Genomic DNA, 2980 nt, shown 5'->3' on the forward strand with positions numbered 1-2980 from the left:
ACCGTGGAGCGCGTCGGCATCAATATTGACGATGCGCGCATCGCGGATAACAACGGCAATCAGCCGATCGATGAGCCGATCGTTCCCGACGGACCGGCGGCCTATTTCTCTACGCTGCCGATCAAAGCTATCGTGGCGGGCATTCGCGAAGCGGGCATTCCCGCGTCGGTCTCGCAAACCGCTGGCACCTTCGTCTGCAACCATGTGATGTATGGCCTGCTGCACCGTCTCGCCCAGCAGGGCAATAACGTGCGCGGCGGGTTTATTCATATTCCTTATCTGCCGGAGCAGGCGGTAAATCATCCCGGCGCGCCCAGCATGGCGGCACAAACCGTCATACTGGCGCTGGAAATGGCGGTTACCATCGCGTTACGAACGGAACAGGATCTGCGCCAGGCAGGCGGCGCGACGCACTAACAGGATAACGCTATGCCAGAAGGACCAGAGATTCGCCGCGCGGCGGATCGGCTGGAGGAAGCCATTGTCGGCAAACCGTTGACGGATGTGTGGTTTGCCTTTACGCAGTTGAAAACCTATGAAAAGGCTCTGATCGGCGAGACGGTCACTGCGATAGAAACGCGTGGCAAGGCATTGCTGACGCACTTCTCCAACGGGCTGACGCTCTACAGCCATAACCAGCTGTATGGCGTCTGGCGGGTGGTGGAAACCGGCAGCGAAGCGCAGACGCAGCGGGTGCTACGGGTGCGCCTCGCCTGCGTGGACCAGACGATTCTGCTCTACAGCGCATCGGATATTGAGATGCATAACAGCGATACGCTGGCGGCGCACCCGTTTTTACAGCGTATCGGCCCCGATGTGCTGGATATGCGCCTGACGGAGGAGGAGGTGCGCGAGCGTCTGCTTTCGCCGCGTTTCCGGCGGCGTCAGTTCAGCGGTCTGCTGCTCGATCAGACTTTTCTGGCGGGGTTGGGCAACTACCTGCGGGTGGAGATTTTGTGGGAGGCGGAGCTGGCGCCGCAGCATCGCGCGCAGGATCTGACCGAGTCGCAGCTGCGGCGTTTATCGCAGGCGCTGCTGGCGATTCCACGCCATTCCTACCGCATGCGCGGCACGATGAAAAGCGCGCACCACGAGGCGGCCTTTCGCTTTAAAGTTTTTCATCGCGCGGGTAAAACGTGCGAACGCTGCGGCGGCGTCATTGAAAAGAGCACGCTCTCTTCGCGCCCCTTTTACTGGTGTCCCGGCTGCCAGCTTTAGCGCGGTTCAGACAATAAAAAAGGGCCCGCAGGCCCTTCAGATGCCGATGCTTAAGCGCGGGAGACAAGGACCGAAGAGCAAAGCGTCCCGCGCCAGGGAAGGCGCGGGACGAGCTGGCAGGGATGCCGTCTTTTGCGTCTTTGCGAACGGACCTTGTCTCCCGCGCGATCGCCTGAAAATATTTAAGGGCCCGCAGGCCCTTTTTCTTTGGCAGAAAAATTATTTCTGCAGCTGGGATTCGAACTCGCGCTGTTCGTAACCGGTATAGAGCTGACGCGGGCGGGCGATTTTCATGCCTTCGTCATGCATCTCTTTCCAGTGCGCAATCCAGCCGACGGTACGCGCCATGGCGAAGATCACGGTAAACATAGAGGACGGAATTCCCATCGCTTTCAGAATAATGCCGGAGTAGAAATCGACGTTCGGATAGAGTTTGCGTTCAATGAAGTAGGGGTCGTTGAGCGCAATGTGCTCCAGCTCCATCGCCACTTCCAGCAGATCGTCCTTCATGCCCAGTTCATTCAGCACTTCATGACAGGTTTCACGCATCACGGTGGCGCGCGGATCGTAGTTTTTATAAACACGATGGCCGAAGCCCATCAGGCGGAAAGAGTCGTTTTTATCTTTCGCGCGACGCACGAATTCCGGGATATGCTCTTTATGGCTGATCTCTTCCAACATACGCAGGCAGGCTTCGTTCGCGCCGCCGTGCGCCGGTCCCCACAGCGAGGCGATGCCCGCAGCGATACAGGCGAACGGGTTGGCGCCGGAGGAGCCTGCGGTACGAACGGTAGAAGTAGAGGCGTTCTGCTCATGGTCAGCGTGCAGGATCAGAATACGATCCATCGCGCGCTCCAGCACTGGGTTTACCTGGTATTCTTCGCACGGGGTGGCGAACATCATATGCAGGAAGTTGCCGGCGTAGGAGAGGTCGTTGCGCGGATAAACAAACGGCTGACCAATCGAGTATTTGTAGCACATCGCAGCCACGGTCGGCATCTTGGAGAGCAGACGGAACGCGGCGATTTCACGGTGGCGCTCGATGTTAACATCCAGTGAGTCGTGGTAGAACGCCGCCAGTGCGCCGGTTACACCGCACATTACCGCCATCGGATGAGAGTCGCGGCGGAAGCCGTGGAACAGACGGGTGATCTGCTCATGAATCATGGTATGGCGCGTAACGGTGGTGCGGAACTCTTCAAACTGTTCCTGGGTCGGCGCTTCGCCGTTCAGCAGGATATAGCAGACTTCAAGATAGTTAGAGTGGGTGGCGAGCTGATCGATAGGATAACCGCGGTGGAGCAGGATACCCTCATCACCGTCGATATAGGTGATCTTCGATTCACAGGACGCAGTAGAGGTAAAACCGGGGTCGAACGTGAATAAGCCTTTTGAGCCGAGGCTTCGTACGTCAACAACGTCCTGGCCCAGCGTGCCGTGTAGCACGTCCAGTTCGACAGGAGCTTCACCGTTCAGGGTTAGCGTCACTTTTTTATCAGACATTTACAGTCTCCTTAGCGCCATATTTGGTGGATCTTTGACACCAAAATTACCATCATGCTGCGGATTGCGTGAAAGAATGCAGACTATCAACTCTGTGGCATGTTGTCGCGTGCAGGGTACAGAGTGACGGGCGCGGTTGGAAGCTTCCGGCAAACATGATGCTAATGCGTTCTGCGGTTGTTAAAGATCCGTTCTGGTCATTATAGAATTTTAACTAATAACCTGATGCATTTAGCAATTTATTTAATCACTGTTACAT

General features: G+C 56.7%; 3 protein-coding genes. 2 read left to right on the plus strand and 1 reads right to left on the minus strand.

The window, feature by feature from the left end; translation table 11 throughout:
- Both pcp and nei read left to right on the plus strand, forming a co-directional pair.
- Positions 1–417 (plus strand): pyroglutamyl-peptidase I (gene pcp / locus MYY08_RS19140; protein ID WP_288015547.1); only part of this gene is annotated, 417 nt, incomplete at its 5' end.
- A gap of 12 nt (positions 418–429) precedes the next feature.
- Complete coding sequence (gene nei / locus MYY08_RS19145; protein WP_288015550.1) at positions 430–1218, plus strand: endonuclease VIII; 789 nt, start codon at positions 430–432, stop codon at positions 1216–1218.
- Positions 1219–1437: 219 nt separating this feature from the next.
- On the opposite strand, the gene MYY08_RS19150 is transcribed toward nei, so the two are convergent.
- A complete protein-coding gene (locus MYY08_RS19150) occupies positions 1438–2721 on the minus strand; it encodes a citrate synthase (RefSeq protein ID WP_038627380.1) in 1284 nt (427 codons plus the stop codon).
- Between the last annotated feature and the right edge of the window lie 259 nt (positions 2722–2980).

It is taken from the genome of Mixta sp., assembly GCF_024610815.1.
GTDB classification, from domain to species: domain Bacteria; phylum Pseudomonadota; class Gammaproteobacteria; order Enterobacterales; family Enterobacteriaceae; genus Mixta; species Mixta calida.